Consider the following 13,994-nt stretch of genomic DNA (forward strand, 5'->3'; position numbering starts at 1 on the left):
AGAGATTACTGCCAGCCGTAGCGGCGCACGAACCAGCCTTTCACGCACTGGGTCAGCACCATATAACCGGCCAGGATCAGCACCAGCCACGGGAAATAACCGAGCGGCAGCGCCTGCAGTTGCAGGAAACCTGCCAACGGCGAGAAGGTCAGGCCGATGCCGGTGGCGATCACCGCCAGCGTCATGATGCACAGCGGCCATGAAGGGCGGCTCTGGATAAACGGAATTTTGCGCGTGCGGATCATATGCACAATCAGCGTTTGCGACAGCAGCCCTTCCACGAACCAGCCGGACTGGAACAGCGTCTGCATTTCCGGCGTATTGGCCTTGAATACCCACCACATCAGGCAGAAGGTCAGCACGTCAAAGATCGAGCTTATCGGCCCAAAGAACACCATAAACCGCCCCAGATCGCTGGAGTTCCAGCGCTGTGGTTGGGTAATTTGATCGTCGTCGACGTTGTCGAACGGAATGGCGATCTGAGAAATGTCATACATCAGGTTCTGGATCAGCAGATGCAACGGCAGCATCGGCAGGAACGGCAAGAAAGCGCTGGCGATCAGCACGCTGAACACGTTGCCGAAGTTGGAGCTGGCGGTCATCTTGATGTACTTCAGCATGTTGGCAAAGGTGCGGCGCCCCTCGATCACCCCCTGCTCCAGCACCATCAGGCTTTTTTCCAGCAGGATGATGTCTGCCGCTTCCTTGGCGATATCCACCGCCGAATCGACGGAAATGCCGATATCCGCCGCCCGTAGCGCCGGGGCGTCGTTGATGCCGTCGCCCATAAAGCCGACCACGTGCCCTTGCTGACGCAACAGCTTGACGATACGCTCCTTGTGCATCGGCGTCAGTTTGGCGAACACCGTGGTGCGCGCGGCCGCCTGCGCCAGTTGCTCGTCCGTCATGTGTTCGATTTCACTGCCGCACAGCACGTGATCTGCCGCCAGCCCGACGTCTTTACAGACCTTGGCCGCCACCAGCTCGTTATCGCCGGTGAGGATCTTCACCGTCACGCCGTTTTTCTTCAGTGCCGCCAGCGCCGGTGCGGTGCTCTCCTTTGGCGGATCGAGGAAGGCCACATAGCCTTCGAGGATCAGATCGGATTCGTCGGCCACACCGTATTCATGCGCCTGCGCCGGCAGGATCTTGTTGGCCACCGCCACCACCCGCAGCCCCTGCTGGTTAAGATCGTCGGTGATGCGCCGAATGCGCGCCAGCAGCGCATCGCTGAGCGGGTGAACGTCATCTTCCTGACGCACGTGGCTGCAAATCGCCAGCATTTCCTCCAGCGCGCCCTTGCAGATCAGCTCGTGATATTCCGCGTCTTTGGCGACCACCACCGACATGCGGCGGCGTTCAAAATCAAACGGGATCTCATCCACCTTGCGGTAATGCTGTAGCGCATCCGGCTGCTGGTTCTGTTCCGCGCAGCTCAGCACCGCCACGTCGAGCAGGTTTTTCAGCCCGGTCTGGTAGAAGCTGTTCAGCCAGGCGTAACGCAGCACCCGGTCGCTGTTGGCACCGAACACGTCGGTGTGACGTTCCAGTACGATTTTATCCTGGGTCAGGGTGCCGGTTTTGTCGGTGCACAGAATGTCCATGGCGCCAAAGTTCTGGATCGCGTCCAGGCGTTTGACGATCACTTTCTGTTGCGACAGTTTCACCGCCCCTCTGGCCAGGGTGGTGGTCACGATCATCGGCAGCATTTCCGGCGTCAGCCCCACCGCCACCGACAGCGCGAACAGCGCCGCTTCCCACCAGTCGCCCTTGGTGTAGCCGTTGATCAGCAGCACGATCGGCGTCATCACCAGCATAAAGCGGATCAGCAGCCAACTGACCTTGCTGATGCCGCTCTGGAAGGCGTTCGGTTGTTCATCCTGGCTGGTGACGCGCTGCGCCAACTGGCCGAAGTAGGTGTCGCCGCCGGTGCCGATCACCATCGCCAGCGCGGTGCCGCTCACCACGTTGGTGCCCATAAAGCACAAGTTCTGGCATTCCAGCGGATCCTCCGCCACCCCGTGCGGTTCGGCGATCTTTTCCACCGGCAGAGATTCGCCGGTCAGCGCCGCCTGGCTGATAAACAGATCCTTGGCCGACAGCACACGCAGATCTGCCGGGATCATGTCCCCCGCAGCCAGCTTGATGATATCTCCCGGCACCAACTGGGCAATCGGCAGTTCAAGGTGTTCGCTTTTACCGGTCAGCGCGTCGCTGCGAATGACCGTGGCGGTATTACTGACCATCGCTTTCAGCGCGTCCGCCGCCTTGTTGGAGCGCGCTTCCTGAACGAAATGCAGCAGCGTGGAGATCAGCACCATCAGGCCGATCACCAGCGCGCCGGTCAGGTCTTCGGTGGCGTAAGAGATAAGCCCCAGCACCGTCAACAGCAGATTGAACGGGTTGCGATAGCAGTGCCATAAATGGCGCCACCAGGACTCCGCCTGCTGGTTCTCAATCACGTTGGCGCCAAAGCGCTGGCGCAGTTGTTCCGCCTCATGGACGGTAATGCCTTCCGGGTGGCTGTGGAAACGTTCGTAAAGCTGGGTCGCATCGGCGACGGCGCATTCCAGCCGCTGCTGGGCCAGGCCGGCGGGCAGTTCATGCGCTGCGCCGCTGACACCTTCCAGCAGGGGATCGCGCCGAATCAGGCGGCGCGGCAAATTGCGGCTGAGCAGGCCCAGCAGCTGACGGGGGATATTTTTAAGTTTCATTATTCGCTCCTCGTTTACCCGCAGCCTCACGGCGGCGGGTAAACGAACAATTCGCCCGGACGAAGCTTTCGGACACGCCAAAAAGCCTCTGCCGGGGCAGATTCTTGTATTTTTAAAAGCAGCAGGAGCGAACGACAGAGCGCGCGCGACCGGTTACCGTTTATTTCACCGGTAAAACAGCAGCGCAAAGCGGAGAGGTTTTACCGGTGAGCCGAATGGGTGTCTATTGGGGTCGGATCGGGATCCATACGGGTAATAACCTCCGGTAAATAAAAAGATCGAACGACAAGAGCGGCCGTTCAGCGCAGTACGAAGATCCCCGCATTGCGCCAAGATCCGTACTGGAAAATAGGCTATGCTGACGGGCATTCATCGTAGGCCGCCAGATTACGCCTTTTAACCTAAACGATAAGTAAACCATGCAAAACCGGCTGACCATCAAGGACATCGCCCGCCTGAGCGGCGTGGGGAAATCCACCGTATCGCGCGTATTGAACAACGAAGGCAGCGTGAGCCCGCAAACCCGTGAACGGGTAGAAGCGGTGATCCGCCAGCAGGGGTTTACGCCGTCCAAATCGGCGCGCGCCATGCGCGGGCAGAGCGATAAAGTGGTGGGGATTATCGTTTCCCGCCTCGATTCGCCGTCGGAAAACCAGGCGGTGCGCACCATGCTGCCGCTGCTGTATCAGCAGGGTTATGACCCGATCGTGATGGAAAGCCAGTTTGAAACCCGCCTGGTGGAAGAGCATCTGCACGTGCTGCAACAGCGCAACGTCGACGGGGTGATCCTGTTCGGTTTCACCGGCCTGACGGCGGCCATGCTCAGCCCCTGGCAGGAGAAAATGGTGGTGCTGGCGCGCGAATACGAAGGTTTTTCCTCGGTTTGCTACGACGACGATGGCGCAGTTCGGCTGCTGATGGAACGCCTGCAACAGCAGGGCCATCGGCATATCAGCTATCTTGGGGTGCAACTTGCCGATGCCACTACCGGCATGCGCCGCCATCAGGCCTATCTCGACGCCTGCCGCCAGCAGCGGATCACCCCCAGCGTCGCCCTGGGCGAACTGAGCTATCAGAGCGGTTTTCAACTGGCCTCCGAAGTGATTGGCCCGCAGACCACCGCGCTGGTGTGCGCCTCCGACACCATCGCCCTCGGCGCCATCAAATACCTGCAACAGCAGCACATCGCCCCGCTACAGGTCTGCGGCATCGGCAATACGCCACTGCTTAACTTCCTGTTCCCCGAGACGTTTTCGGTAGAACTGGGCTACGGCAGCGCCGGGTTGCAGGCCGCCCAACAGCTGCTGGGCCAGCTCAGCGGCGAACAGGGCATCCGCCAAATCATCGTACCCAGCAAACTCGCCTGACGGCGGGGGTTTGCCCGCATAATCCCCCTACCCGCATCCTCGGTTCTTGCCCACATCCGGTGGGCATAAGCTCCTCGCCATTTTGTATCAGCCACCACACAACAACGAATAGCCTTTCCTGATTGACCTCTGTCGCCCATAGCAACAATATACTGGTTAAACATACAGTAATTTATTGTGTGTTCCAGCGGTTTGGCAGCACACGGAACGTGAACACCGATAGCCATTAGCCAGAATGGGCGGAAGGATACCGGATGCTGTTAGCCATCAAATAACAGAGTGTCAAAAAGGAAGATTCATCATGGCTGAAGAAAAGAAAAATGCTCAAGTGCTTAACGGTATTAATGAAGACATCACTGAACTGAAATCACTGTCCACATTGCGCAAACGCGTTGTCAGCGACGGTGAGATTGTCTCCAAATCACCAAACGGTTTTCGTCTGGGCGGCGGAAATAACGGAGTGATTCTCCGTAATGACGGCAAAGGTTTTTATGCGCTGATCACGCCAGACGGACAGGCACAGGACGGGCAGTGGAACACGCTGCGCCCCTTCTCCTTTAGCCTCTCTACCGGCAGGGTACACATGCAAAACGGTGTGGATATCTCCGGTGGCACGTTGGTGTCGCATAACGCCGGCATTGGCGCGGTCACCACTGGCCCCGCTTCTCTTATCAACGGGCAGACGTACGGCGCACCGCCTGTGCATTCCGATTTCACCAGCGGTAATGTCACCACCACGATGATAATGGGGTCACGTATTATCCCGGGTAAAGAAGATTGCGGCCTGATTTCATATCGCGACAGACTGGGCAACTGGAATGAAATTCAGGTAAGAGCCAACGCTGAGCTTTCGGCAGGGCAACTGGTCAAACGCAATGTGGAAGGCTGGATTTGGGCTGGCGGAAACAAGACTGTAAATAACAATGCAGACCGGATAACCAACGGTATGCATATACAGGGGGGCGGCGATCTTTTTGTCAATACTTACCACTATGAACGCATTGGCCAGCACCACTTTATGGGGTTCCATGTTGGCAACGGTGGAGCTAATGGTTGGTACGAATTCCGCAATGATGGCAATGCTTACGCTAATGGCGCCTGGCACAGCAGCTCCGATGCCCGCATGAAAACGGAGATCGTGAAAATTGAGGGCGCGCTGGAGAAACTGGGGAAAATCAGTGGCTATACCTACCTGAAACAAGGCGTGCCGGAGGCCGGCGTAATAGCCCAGGAAGTGGAGAACGTATTACCTCAGACAGTAACCACAACCGAATTAAAACTGAATGACGGCAGCGTTCTGAAAGATGCCCGTGGAATTAATATTAACGGCGTAGTCGCCCTTCTTATCGAAGCGCTTAAGGAAGAACGTGATGCCCGGCTTGCGCTGGAGTCTCGGTTGGCGGTGCTGGGAAACTCAGCAGCCACCAAACACGATTGATTCCTCGAATGCACTGTAGACGCACAGCCAAATGAACGTATTTAACTACAACCAGACAGATGCATCTGATAACAGATAAAGAATCAAGGAGATGTTGTTATGCCGGGACCTGCAAGTTACCAAAATGGCTTCCCTTACAATGCTAATGGAGAAATCCGTATTCTCATTACCGGCGGGCCGACTCCGCCTAGCGGGACTATTCCCGCAAGTCCACCGTCTAATGGTGGTTTGTATGTGTCAATGCTCCCGCCCAATGTGGCACCCGTTTATTTGAAGGACCGAGTGAGTGTTGAGTATGTTCCCGGAAAAGGACGACAATTCACGCCGTATGGGCAACTGGCCCAATTAGAAAAGATTTTTGACGACCAGATAGCTGCAGCCAGGAACCGCATAGCAGAACCCGTTGATCGGATTATTGATCGTGTCAATGCGGTTTTCCGGTTGGTTAATACCCACGTGGGTAATGACCCTCGTGTTATTAGTTCTGAAAAACTTTTACGTGAAGCGAACCATGGTCTGCAAGTCGCCAATAGTGAAGTGCAACTGTCTGAAGGTAATGTCTCGCAAAAGCATGAAGCAGCAGAGAAAGCACTGAATGACGTCAAACCGAAATTAGGCCTCTCTGGGGTGGAGCCAGAAGATTATGACGCATTACTAACACGGGCACTTGAACCTGTTTCACGATCCTATTGGGAGGAGTATTCGGTAAAACCCCGCGTAGAAGAATTTAATGCCAAACAGCGTTTGCTCGCTGCACTGGATAATATCGCTGTCGTTATTCAGGATGTCGAGTCTAAGGCAAGCACACTGACCGACGTGGTTAATCAGGTTAATAAAGAAAGAGCTGACGCAGAAACCAAGGCGAAAGCCGAAGAGGAGGCTAAAGCAAAAGCCGAAACGGAGGCTAGAGCGAAAACAGCGGAGTTAATGACCAAAGCTGGAGTAAAACCTACTCCGGTTTACACACCAGAAATGGTTAAATCGGCTCAAGCGTCCCTTGCAGCTGTGGGTGCGATGGTGCTAAATCGTGCCCCAGGGATGTTACAGCTATCAACCGCCGCCGAAGGTGTTTTGACCACCACCAGCGAGTTGGCGGGCTCGATAGCCGGGGCTGTGTGGCGAGGAGCTATTGCGTTAGCTGAAGCCGCAACCGTCAGCACCGCAGGGGCAACTGTTAGCGCTTTAGTTATGGGCTTCTGGCCCACAAAAGCAGGGGAAGGCAGCGACAAGCTTTACGGACGCGACATTGTCATGTTTGGCTTTCAGGCCAATCTAATCGCTGCCGGCAAAGTCAGCATTTCGCCGGAAATGCACTCTGTCGACTTACCGGTCCGTGGCTCTTTAGTTATGGAGAATGGTCAGCAACAGGTCAAACTGGTTAAAACGGGTATAGGTGGCGTACCCGCGAGCGTGTCTATTCTAAAGGCGGTACGTGATGAGAAAACCGGGTTGGATAGGATTACGCTTCCTGCGGTGGGAGGTGCACCGTCGCGAACCATCCTGGTTAACCCAGCTCCGGTCGGGCCGACAGCACCTCCTCATACCGGAAACAGTTCGCCTGCCCCCGTCACGCCAGTGCATACTGGCACGACAGTAAAACAGGCTGATAGTATAGTTACCACCAGCTTCCCGGCGGATGACCTTAAAGAGCTGCAGGACTTCATCTACTGGCAGCCGGATGCAACGGGCAGCGGCGTCGAGCCGATTTATGTGATGCTGAGTGATCCGCTTGATTCGGGACGATTTACCCGTAAACAACTGGATAAAAAATTCAAACATGCCATTGATTTTGGTATCAGTGACACAAAGAAAAATAGTGAAACGCTGACAAAATTCCGTGATGAGGTCAATGCGCATTTGGCAGATAAAGAGACCGTTGAGAGGGGAACATACCGACGGGAAAAAGGGTCTAAAGTTTACTTCAATCCCAAGAGCATGAGGGTTGTTATCCTCAAAGCCAACGGCGATTTCCTCTCAGGATGGAAAATAAATCCCGATGCGGATAATGGCAGAATCTATTTAGAAACAGGTGATTTATGAACAAGATGGCGGTAATCGAATTAGCAAGGAGTTTTTTGAATTCAAAAGTTAATGCGCTTCAATTTTCTGAAGATATATGCATTGAAAGAAATAATTTGTACGGTATTAAAGATCAAGACAAGAACGTTTTGAATTGTGGTGAAGAATTATTTATGGCAGCTGAAATTTATAATCCAGATTCAGACCGTGTTGATTATGAACTGGATGAAGCTGGGTTAAGGAAGGAAGTGAAAGCGATTCTGGAGAAATTCAATCTGCTTTAATTCCCCCCTTCTGATCAGTGGAATTTTAAGCAGCGCCCAACAAACTCTCATTTGTTGGGCTTTTTCATTAATAGCGTATTTATCTATGCCCCTCAAGGCCGCCCTTCGTAACCATCCCAGTAGGTGGCAACGGCAGAATCCATCAGGATCTGCCGTTGTTTTTGCGGGTTATCCGCCGAATATTTGCGATTGATGAATATCCCTTTTTGCCCTACGTCACTAAGGAATTCAGGGCTGCGGAACTCGGCCTCCCTCTGCTGTGCCTGCTGGCGCGTCATGCCATTAGCCCGATCGGTTTTCCCTATCTGATAGAACTGGTCAAAAAACGGAATGGATGATTTTATCGAGTCCGAAATCTGCGTACGGGTATTGGGATCAAAGTGCACCTGAGCCAGTTGATGAATGGCATGCCGGGCGTGACGTTCAGGGCTGGTTTGCTGGCTGGCGCAAGCGCTCAGGAACAGCGCGGAACACAAGATAAGGGTACGGGGGGCTAACAGGGTCATTATTCTTCCTTGAAAAGTGTATTGCGATGCCGCTACCGGCATCACGTTGAAAAAGCAGTGAGTATTGATGTATTCAACCGACCTCTTGCCCGATAAGGGAAAGGTAACTGAGTTTAATGACAAAGTTGTCTTTGAACCCGAGATACCCGGGCCTAGCGCACCGAGGGGCGCTCCGGCGGCAAGCCGCTACGACCCCTTCGGCACGCTCTCCCTAATAACAGGCTTTGTCAGCAGTCTGCAACCGACCTCTTGCCCAATAAAAGAGAGGTAACTCTTTGTTATTCCGGTTCAGGATAATACAACCGGCCGGAGTCTGCAGGATGTTTTTGCGGCTTTGCGGGCGCCCCTCTCGATCCGAGATTGTTGCCCCCCGGCAGAACGCATAATGCGGTCATTTTTTATCGTTTTGTGATCGTCGCCCCAAACCGGGAACGTTCCCATTCCATAAAAAAAGGGGAATGACTAAGCTTTGATCATTACTCAGCCAACACCTCTGCGCCTTACCCAAAAAAGGTACTTTATAATGAGCAAAGTTAAACAACAGGATATCGACCGCCTGATTGTGCTGGTGGGCGGACGCGATAACATCGCCACCGTCAGCCACTGCATTACCCGGTTACGTTTCGTCCTTAACGACCCCGCCAAAGCCAACCCGAAAGAAATAGAAACCTTGCCGATGGTCAAAGGCTGCTTCACCAACGCCGGGCAGTTCCAGGTGGTGATTGGCCCGGAGGTCGGCGATTACTATCAGGCGTTGATCGCCACCACCGGCCTCAACGAGGCCGATAAGGAGCAGGCCAAGGTCGCCGCGCGGCAGAACATGACCTGGAGCGAGCGCGCCATCGCCCACTTCGCCGAAATCTTCTTCCCGCTGCTGCCGGCGCTGATCAGCGGCGGTCTGATCCTCGGCTTCCGCAACGTGATCGGCGACATCCCGATGTCCGGCGGCCAGACGCTGGCGCAAATGCACCCGGCGTGGAAAACCATCTACGACTTCCTGTGGCTGCTCGGTGAAGCGATCTTCATGTTCCTGCCGGTGGCCATCTGCTGGTCGACGGTGAAAAAAATGGGCGGCACGCCGGTGCTCGGCATCGTGCTGGGCGTCACGCTGGTCTCCCCGCAGTTGATGAACTCTTACCAACTCGGGCAGCAAGTGCCGGAAGTGTGGAACTTCGGCTGGTTCGCCATTCAAAAAGTCGGCTATCAGGCGCAGGTGATCCCTTCCATGCTGGCCGGTATGGCGCTGGGCTGGATTGAAACCCGCCTGAAAAAGATCGTGCCCGATTACCTGTATCTGGTGGTGGTGCCGGTCGTTTCACTGCTGCTGGCGGTATTCCTGGCGCACGCGCTGATCGGGCCGTTTGGCCGCATGATCGGCGACGGCGTGGCGTGGGCGGTGAAAGCCGTCATGACCGGCAGCTTCGCCCCGATTGGCGCCGCGCTGTTCGGCTTCCTGTATGCGCCGCTGGTGATTACCGGCGTGCATCAGACCACGCTGGCCATCGATATGCAGATGATCCAGAGTATGGGCGGCACCCCAGTATGGCCGCTGATTGCGCTGTCCAACATTGCGCAGGCTTCTGCGGTATTGGGCATTATCATCATCAGCCGCAAGGCCAACGAGCGTGAAATCTCGGTGCCGGCGGCGATTTCCGCTTACCTCGGCGTTACCGAACCGGCGATGTACGGGATCAACCTGAAATACCGCTTCCCGATGCTGTGCGCGATGATCGGCTCCGCCTTCGCCGGCCTGATCTGCGGCCTGGACGGCGTGATGGCCAATGGCATCGGCGTCGGCGGCTTGCCGGGTATTCTGTCCATCAAACCGCAGTTCTGGCTGGTTTACTCGGCGGCGATTGTGGTGGCCGTGGTGATCCCAATGCTGCTGACCATCATGGTCTATAAACGCAAAGCCGCCCGCGGCGAACTGCCGGTCTGATTGAAATGTAGGGGTCGCAAATACCCAATAGCTTTCAGGCTGCAGCTAGGCGGCAAGGGTGCTGTACTCCCAGGAGCTTACTCAGGTAAGTGACTGGGGTGCAGCGCCAGCAGCCAACAACGCTGCAGTTTGAAAGATGAAGGGTATCGGGCCCGTTGTCACGATTCAAAGGTATAACTATGAGCAATCCAATCCCCTGGTGGCAGAACGGTGTCATCTACCAAATCTATCCGAAGAGTTTTCAGGACAGCACCGGTAACGGCTACGGCGATCTGGCCGGTGTGACCCAGCGGCTGGACTATCTGCAGGAGCTGGGCGTCGACGCCATCTGGCTGACGCCGGTGTATGTCTCCCCGCAGGTGGACAACGGTTATGACGTGGCGGATTACTGCGCCATCGATCCGGCCTACGGCACCATGGAGGATTTCGACAGTCTGATCGCCGCCGCCCACCAGCGCAGCATCCGTATCGTGATGGATATGGTGTTCAACCATACCTCGACCGAACACCCGTGGTTCCAGGCCTCGCAAGACCCTGACAGCCCGTTCCGCCAGTTCTATGTCTGGCGCGATGGCGAAGGCGATGCGTTGCCGAACAACTGGCGTTCCAAGTTCGGCGGCAATGCCTGGCAGTGGCACGCCGACAGCGGCCAGTATTACCTGCACCTGTTCGCCACCGAACAGGCGGACCTCAACTGGGAACACCCGCCGGTGCGCGAAGAGCTGAAAAAGGTGTGCCGGTTCTGGGCGGACAAGGGCGTCGACGGCCTGCGTCTCGACGTGATCAACCTGGTCTCCAAACAGCAGGATTTTCCGTCCGATCCTCAGGGCGACGGCCGCCGTTTCTACACCGACGGCCCGCGCATACACGAGTTCCTGCAAGAGATGAGCCGCGACGTGTTCCAGCCGCGTGGCCTGATGACCGTCGGCGAAATGTCCTCCACCACGCTGGAGCATTGCCAGCAGTATGCGGCGCGCAGCGGCGAAGAGCTGTCGATGACCTTCAACTTCCACCACCTGAAAGTGGACTACGCCGGTGGGGAAAAATGGACGCTGGCGGCGCCGGATTACGTCGAACTGAAGCAGATTTTCCGCCACTGGCAGCAGGGCATGCATAACCGCGCCTGGAACGCGTTGTTCTGGTGTAACCACGATCAGCCGCGCATCGTTTCACGCTTCGGCGATGAGGGCGAACTGCGGGTGCCGGCCGCCAAGATGCTGGCCATGGTGCTGCACGGCATGCAGGGCACGCCGTATATTTATCAGGGCGAAGAGATTGGCATGACCAACCCGGGCTTTAGCGCCATCGGGCAGTATCGCGATGTGGAAAGCCTGAACATGTATGCCGAACTGAGCGCCCAGGGCAAGAGCGACGCCGAACTGCTGGCGATCCTGGCCAGTAAATCGCGCGATAACGGCCGCACGCCGATGCAGTGGAGCGCCGCGCCGAACGCCGGTTTCACCCAAGGCACACCCTGGATCGGTTGCGCGGAAAACTACCCGCAGATCAACGCCGAAGCGGCGCTGGCCGATCTGGATTCGGTGTTTTACGCCTACCGCCAGTTGATTACTCTGCGCAAGCAGTATCCGCTGCTGACCCACGGCGACTATCAGGATCTGGCGCCTGCGCACCCCGCTCTATGGTGCTACCAGCGCAGCTGGAACGGGCAGCGTTTGCTGGTGGCCGCCAACCTGAGCCGCGAACCGCTGGCCTGGGATGCCGAAGGCGTGGAACCTTCCAGCCAGTGGCGCCCGCTGATGGGCAACTACGCCGATGCAGCAGACCAACCGCAGGCGATGACCCTGCGGCCGTTCGAAGCGGTATGGTGGCTGCTGGAGGACTAAATAACTGCGTTTAATACCGCTGCACCCTAAGCTTGAGGCAGGTGGGAGCCATTGCAGGTTAGCCGACCGTTGAGCGCAGGGATGCGCGATACGAGCCCCCAGGGACGGGTTCACGGCGTGTCGGCGCTCTGCATGACCCTACCCGTAACACTATTCGGCGCAGCTATTTAACAGCCACAATGTGGGCGCAGTGCGGCAACCCGCTGCGCCCTACAATTTTTGCAGCAGCTTCACCACCCCGGCAGCCTCTTGCGCCAGGCGTTCATCGCTCATATCAAACACCCCCTGCACCAGATGCGGCGGCAGATAATCCATGCCGGTCAGGTTGGCCATGGCATTGAATGGCCGCAGCAAGTCCGTCACCGGATAACGGTTGTAACCTTCCGGCGTATAGGCCTGCGGATTGCCGCCGGTCGTCACCACCAGTTGCAGTGGTTTACCGTGCAATCGGGTGCCTTCGCTGCCGTAGGCGAAACCGTAGGTTAATACCGCGTCCTGCCATTCGCTGAGGATCGCCGGCGAGCTGTACCAGTAAAACGGGAACAGCATCACTACCGCGTCATGGCTTTGCAGCAGCTCCTGCTCGCGGGCCACGTCGATACAGTAATCCGGATAGGCGCGCATCAGTTCATGTACGGTAACGTTGGGCAGCGGGTGCAACGCCTCAATCAGCGCCTTGTTGACGCGTGAATCATCGGGAAAGCGGTGAGCGGTTAACGCTAAAATGCGTGACATAAGAGATCCTCGGTTGAAAATTGATATCGCATTTTTCCATTTCCTTCGCCCGGGGTGTAGGCTGTTCTCTGTCACTTCAATTTCAACTGAAAGTATCAACCATTATGTCGCTGCCCTTTGACGTGCATCGCCTGCTGCCGGCTTTTCTCAGCGCCGCCCAGGCGCAAAACTTTTCCGCCGCCGCCCGCCAGTTAGGCGTTACCCCGGCGGCGGTCAGCAAAAATATCCGTGTGCTGGAAGAGAAGCTGGCGCTGCGTCTGTTCCAGCGCAACACCCACAACGTGGTACTGACCGACGAAGGCAAAGCGCTGCTGGCGCAGGTGGCGCCGCTGTGGCAGGCGCTGTCCGCCACGCTGGAAAACGCCGGTGGCGCGCAGCAAGATCCCTCCGGCACCGTGCGCGTCAGCATGATCCCCGGCTTCGGCCGCCAGATGCTGATGCCGTTGATCCCGCAGTTCCTTGATCGTTATCCGCAGATCGACCTCGATCTTTCGCTGGATGCGCGAGTCGTCAATCTGGTGGGCGAAGGCTTTGACGTGGGTATCGGCAGCCGGGTCGATCCCGATAGCCGGCTGGTGGCGCGGCCACTGTATCAGATGCAGATGGTGCTGGCCGCTTCCCCCGGTTATCTGGCGCAGCGCGGCACGCCGCAGGATCCGGACGATCTGTTGCGGCATAACTGCCTGCTGCATCGCAATCCGGCCAACGGCCGCAGCGTAAAATGGCCGTTGCGGCAGCACGACGAAACCAACACCCTGGAGCTGCACGGCCGCCTGGTCGCCAGCCGGCCGGAGATGCTGCTGGACGCCGCGCTGGCCGGGTTGGGTATCGTCTGCCTGGCAAGCTGGTACACAGAGCCCCATTTTGCGCAGGGCACGCTGCAACCGGTGCTGCCGGGCTGCTGGCCGCAGCCGACGCAGCTATGGCTGTACTACGCCTCTGCGGATCTGCCGCCACGGGTGCGCGCCTGGGTCGACTTCCTGCTGGCACATTTTCGCGATCGCTCGTGAGCAGATTGACGTCTGTACAGGTTGCGCACGCTCTTCCGCTTTCCTTGTTCTACATCAAAAGACCCCCGCCAATATCTATATATAGTGCGTAAAGAAAGCAAATTACCTATATATAGTAGTTATCCACAAATTCATCCA

Annotated in this window: 10 protein-coding genes; 7 read left to right on the top strand and 3 right to left on the bottom strand. The window is 56.7% G+C overall.

The features are described from left to right. Window positions 1-5: 5 nt before the first annotated feature. Window positions 6-2,714, bottom strand: a complete 2,709-nt coding sequence (gene mgtA / locus SPL01S_RS19505) for a magnesium-translocating P-type ATPase (protein WP_063202336.1) — start codon at window positions 2,712-2,714, stop codon at window positions 6-8. 419 nt (window positions 2,715-3,133) lie between these two features. Here mgtA and treR point away from each other — a divergent pair, with 419 nt between their 5' ends. From treR to SPL01S_RS19525, 4 genes are all read left to right on the top strand, one after another. Next, window positions 3,134-4,081 carry a trehalose operon repressor TreR gene (gene treR / locus SPL01S_RS19510; protein ID WP_037432101.1) on the top strand — a complete coding sequence of 316 codons (948 nt, stop codon included), beginning with the start codon at window positions 3,134-3,136 and terminating at the stop codon, window positions 4,079-4,081. 301 nt (window positions 4,082-4,382) lie between these two features. Further along, a complete protein-coding gene (locus tag SPL01S_RS19515; protein WP_063202338.1) occupies window positions 4,383-5,519 on the top strand; it encodes a tail fiber domain-containing protein in 1,137 nt (378 codons plus the stop codon). Between the two features lie 99 nt (window positions 5,520-5,618). Then, entirely contained in the window at window positions 5,619-7,559 is a 1,941-nt protein-coding gene (locus tag SPL01S_RS25765) for an S-type pyocin domain-containing protein (protein ID WP_232246036.1), read from the top strand. After that, window positions 7,556-7,822, top strand: coding sequence for a colicin immunity domain-containing protein (locus SPL01S_RS19525; protein WP_063202340.1), 267 nt, complete (start codon window positions 7,556-7,558; stop codon window positions 7,820-7,822). The genes SPL01S_RS25765 and SPL01S_RS19525 overlap by 4 nt, the downstream gene beginning before the upstream one ends. Before the next feature lie 92 nt (window positions 7,823-7,914). On the opposite strand, the gene SPL01S_RS19530 is transcribed toward SPL01S_RS19525, so the two are convergent. Beyond that, window positions 7,915-8,328, bottom strand: coding sequence for an Exc2 family lipoprotein (locus SPL01S_RS19530; RefSeq protein ID WP_063202342.1), 414 nt, complete (start codon window positions 8,326-8,328; stop codon window positions 7,915-7,917). Between the two features lie 523 nt (window positions 8,329-8,851). Between SPL01S_RS19530 and treB the strand changes: the two genes are divergently transcribed. Further along, window positions 8,852-10,267, top strand: coding sequence for a PTS trehalose transporter subunit IIBC (gene treB / locus SPL01S_RS19535; RefSeq protein ID WP_062869377.1), 1,416 nt, complete (start codon window positions 8,852-8,854; stop codon window positions 10,265-10,267). Window positions 10,268-10,446: 179 nt separating this feature from the next. Beyond that, window positions 10,447-12,111 (top strand): alpha,alpha-phosphotrehalase, encoded by a 1,665-nt coding sequence (gene treC, locus SPL01S_RS19540; protein ID WP_063202344.1) that lies wholly within the window; start codon window positions 10,447-10,449, stop codon window positions 12,109-12,111. A 210-nt stretch (window positions 12,112-12,321) separates the two neighbouring features. Here the strand turns inward: treC and SPL01S_RS19545 are convergent, their stop codons facing one another. Beyond that, the gene (locus SPL01S_RS19545) at window positions 12,322-12,846 is read right to left on the bottom strand and encodes an NAD(P)H-dependent oxidoreductase (RefSeq protein WP_063202346.1); all 525 of its coding nucleotides are present in this window, start codon (window positions 12,844-12,846) and stop codon (window positions 12,322-12,324) included. 104 nt (window positions 12,847-12,950) lie between these two features. Here SPL01S_RS19545 and SPL01S_RS19550 point away from each other — a divergent pair, with 104 nt between their 5' ends. Beyond that, window positions 12,951-13,856: a LysR family transcriptional regulator gene (locus SPL01S_RS19550; protein ID WP_063202349.1), complete on the top strand. Its 906-nt coding sequence runs from the start codon at window positions 12,951-12,953 to the stop codon at window positions 13,854-13,856. Window positions 13,857-13,994 lie beyond the last annotated feature (138 nt).

The organism is Serratia plymuthica NBRC 102599, from assembly GCF_001590925.1.
Lineage (GTDB): Bacteria > Pseudomonadota > Gammaproteobacteria > Enterobacterales > Enterobacteriaceae > Serratia > Serratia plymuthica.